At 61.5% G+C, this 3,923-nt stretch carries 4 protein-coding genes; all 4 read right to left on the bottom strand.

Going from position 1 to position 3,923, the window contains the following annotated elements:
* Window positions 1-114: 114 nt before the first annotated feature.
* The gene (locus VBE63_RS25625; protein WP_323685834.1) at window positions 115-780 is read right to left on the bottom strand and encodes an RES family NAD+ phosphorylase; all 666 of its coding nucleotides are present in this window, start codon (window positions 778-780) and stop codon (window positions 115-117) included.
* A 27-nt stretch (window positions 781-807) separates the two neighbouring features.
* A complete protein-coding gene (locus tag VBE63_RS25630; protein WP_323685835.1) occupies window positions 808-1,176 on the bottom strand; it encodes an antitoxin Xre/MbcA/ParS toxin-binding domain-containing protein in 369 nt (122 codons plus the stop codon).
* Window positions 1,177-1,480: 304 nt separating this feature from the next.
* The gene (locus tag VBE63_RS25635; protein WP_323685836.1) at window positions 1,481-2,368 is read right to left on the bottom strand and encodes an SWIM zinc finger family protein; all 888 of its coding nucleotides are present in this window, start codon (window positions 2,366-2,368) and stop codon (window positions 1,481-1,483) included.
* Between the two features lie 194 nt (window positions 2,369-2,562).
* Window positions 2,563-3,923 (bottom strand): DEAD/DEAH box helicase (locus VBE63_RS25640; protein ID WP_323685837.1); only part of this gene is annotated, 1,361 nt, incomplete at its 5' end.

The following is a 3,923-nucleotide window of genomic DNA, read 5'->3' on the forward strand; positions in this document are numbered from 1 at the left end:
TGTTTCGGCGCCAGCGATCCGAGTCAGACCAGCCCCCTGTCCCTTGACCATCGAGGGCGTGAACACCAAGGTCTTCAGCTTGAGGATGAACCCTGGCACCTAGCCGCGGCCGATCTAGCCGGCTGCCACGCAATGCGCGCAATGTCGACGAAGAACAGCGCATGAAACGCTGGTCGAATTGGACGCTGTTATGGGTGTCGTTTCCGCAGCGGACTCACTCACCTCCCAACTCGCCGCATCTTTCGGCAAACGACCGAAGTCATCGATGACTTGCACCGAGCAAGGCGCTGCGCTCGCCCAGGTCCAGAAGACCAGATTGCGCCGCTGAGCCGGTGTCGGCGCTGGATTCAGCGCTGGTGCAAAGCTCGGAACGAGGGCACCTTGAAATCCCGCCGCGAGCAAGGCGTCAGCAATCCGCCAGGTCGGTGCCCGCAGACCACGACTCGCCAAATCTTCCCAGGCACAGCCCAAATCCGCGGGATCAATGCTGGCTGCGACAAGTCGGTCGAGATCGGTGAGGTCGGCGACCCGCTCACAACGCACTTGGTAGGCCACGAGCGTCATCGGCTGGGCCTTGAAAGGAAAGCCCTGCTGCGCATCAAGCCAGGCGGTCGTCAGGTCGAGCGAGGTGTAGAGCGCGGTTTGCCCCTTGCGATTAAAGCGCCCACCATGGCGCTTAGCCCCTTCCCCGGATGTCGGCAGGTAAGCCCAACCCGGATGATGGGCGCGATAGACCAGGCCATGGTAGCGAACACCGAGATGATCAAGCTGCGCTGTCATCGCCAACCGTCGCCAATCGGCAAGGGCTCAGGCATAGCCCCCATCGGCGATGCGCGACAGATAATCCTTGACGGCTTGGGCGCGCCCCTCCTTGAGTAGATCCTCGGCGGTCTTGTCACCGAAGGATGGCAGCGGCTGCGAGCGAAACCAGGCAAAGGCGCGTGCCGTGGAGCCAGCCCAAGGAATGGCTCGATTGATGATGTCAACGGTATCGCGGAGACGCTGCTGGGTCTTTGTCGAAGTGATCCGCGCACGTTTGCTGAGCGCATCACGCGAGAGCCCGATGGCGCGTGCGAGTTCAGCCTTGGTGACATGCAGTTGCTCGGCGAGCCGATCGCTCTCGACAAGACCCAGGTCCGAGAAGAGATCGGTCAGATCCTCGACCACTGTCGCCATACTTGCCTCACTAAATGAACAAATTATTGGTCATCTTATGCGGCATAGACGGCATTCCGCAAGGTAAGAGCATTTGTGCTGTCGCGATTTTCCGCTGCCTGGACCCTGCAGCCCCCGAGCAGTCGCACTGGCGGAAGCAGGGCGAAATAAGCCTCCAATGCGGCGAATCGATCGACGCCTTGCGACAACTGAACCGAAACTGGTCCAGCCCGACCATGGCAGCCCAAATCGCCTCTAGCGCTCGCTCAGCTAGCGCTTAGCCGAGGCCTGTGACTAGTGCCTGACTCAAAACGCAATCGTCGGCCTAGAGCAAGCGTCGATTCTTGCTCTCGATACGCCGATACAGCTCATCCATCACCGCGATGAAGGACTGATCCCGATCCCAAAAGGGCGGGAAGTCACCACCCTTCTTCACCAACACAGCGGAGACGCGGTCAGGCCCCTGTCCGGTTGCAGCCTCAGGCTCAGTGGGCAATGGAACACGCCCACGCCAAAAGCCCTGTGGGTCTAGCGCCTGTTGCTGCCACGCGCCTGCCGCGCTCGTCACCTCATCAGCCACAGGCCGCAGCGGCGGATAGAGCGACTCAACCGGCTCCAACGGCGCCTGGTCATCTTCGCTCATCAAAGGCGCAAGCGCCTGCCCAAGTGGGGTCCGCGCCAGCTCGGTACGCAACTCATTGCGCGCCAAGCCCCGCAGCTCGAACAACAGCAGCGGATCATGATCGAGTTGCTCGGCCAACCGATAATAGACGCCAGCGATATGCTTGCAGGGATTCGCCCAATCCGGACAGGAACAGTCAGTGCGCTTAAAGTCCTTCTCCGAACGCGGCAGCAGACCGACCCCAGATTCCGCAAAGGCCGCATCGATCCCCTCCGGCATCTCATTCATCAACAGATGACTGACCAGATCAGCACGACCACCGAGCTGCTCGATCAGGGTCTTACGCGCCTTTGCCGGAATCGGATCAAGCTGAATCGCGACCTGATAACGCGGCTCCTTGGTCACCCCAAAATAGGGATTGATATTCCCACGCACCGTCGCGCTCACCACGCCCTTCGCATCGATCTCAAAGCTCAGAATACGTCGAGGGCTCGCATAGGAACGCCCGCGCTGCAAACGCCCGGAATCCATCTGCTGCTCCAAGGCAGCAATAAAACGCTGCCCCCACCAAGTCTTACCACGGCTACTCATCTCAACACCTCACCCACTGATGCCCCATCGCCACTCACCACTCACTCCTCACTCCTCACTCCTCACTCCTCACTCCTCACTCCTCACTCCTCACTCCTCACTCCTCACTCCTCACTCCTCACTCCTCACTCCTAATCACTCACTCCTAATCACTCACTCCTAATCACTCACTCCTAATCACTCACTCCTCAAAATCACTCTCCCACCGCATCCCGATTCAACCGAATCAAGGCCTTGAACCGATCATTATCCAACTGCGTCAACCAAGACTCATCGTTGCCAATAATGGCCCCAGCCACCGCCTTCTTCTCCTCGATCATGGCGTCGATGCGCTCCTCGAGCGTGCCAATGGTGACGAACTTGTGCACGAACACGGTCTTCTCCTGGCCGATCCGGAAGGCGCGATCGCTGGCCTGATCCTCGACCGCCGGATTCCACCAACGATCGAAGTGGAACACATGATTGGCCTTGGTCAGGGTGATGCCGACGCCACCGGCCTTGAGCGAGAGGACGAACAGCGACGGCTCGCTGGTCGGGTCCTGAAACTCGGCGATCATCGCCTCGCGGCGTTGCCGTGGGGTGCCGCCATGCAGATAGAAGGTGTTGAGGTGCCAATGCTGGCGGGCCAGGCGCGCGAGCTGCTCGCCGACCTCGGTGAACTGGGTGAAGACCAAGACGCTGTCGCCCTCGGTCATCGCCTCTTCGAGCATCTCCTGCAGGCGCTGCAGCTTCTGCGAACGCTCCGGCGTGAACGGGCTGCCATCCTGCAGGAACTGCGCGGGATGGTTACAGATCTGCTTGAGCTTCATCAGCGTCGACAGCATCAGGCCGCTGCGCGCGGAGCCCTCGGCCTGCTCGAGCTGGCGCTCGACATCGACCACCAGGCTCTCGTAGAGGGCACCCTGCTCGCGGCTGAGCTGGCAGTATTGCGGCGCCTCGAGCTTGTCCGGCAGGTCGCTGATGATGGCCTTGTCGGTCTTCACCCGCCGCAGGATGAACGGCTGCACCAGCGTCTTCAGGATTGCCGTCTGCGCCGGGTCCTTGTCGCGCTGCACCGGCAGCTCAAAGGTCTTGCGGAAGCGCGCCTGGGTGCCGAGATAACCCGGCTGCAGGAACTGGAACAGGGACCAGAGATCGCCGAGCCGATTCTCGACCGGGGTACCGGTCAGCGCCAGGCGATGCACGGCTGGCAGCTTGCACACCGCCTTGGTCTGCGCCGCCTTGGGGTTCTTGATGTTCTGCGCCTCGTCCAACACCACGCGATGCCAGTTGACGCTGCTCAGTAAGGTCAGATCCTTGCGCGCCAGGGCATAGGAGGTGATCACCAGCGCCACTCGCTCGGCTTGGGCGGCGAAGGCGCGCTTGTCCTGCTCGCGCGCCGGGCCATGATGCAGATGGGTCTGCAGCTGTGGCGCGAAGCGTTGCACCTCGCGCTGCCAGTTGCCGAGCACCGAGGTCGGCGCAATCAACAGGGTCGGGCCAGGCGCCACCACCTTGACCCTATCGGTCTCATCGGCCCTATCGGCCCTATCGGCCCTATCGGCCCTATCGGCCC

Source organism: Lamprobacter sp. (assembly GCF_034860625.1).
In the GTDB taxonomy this organism is placed as follows: Bacteria; Pseudomonadota; Gammaproteobacteria; order Chromatiales; family Chromatiaceae; genus Lamprobacter.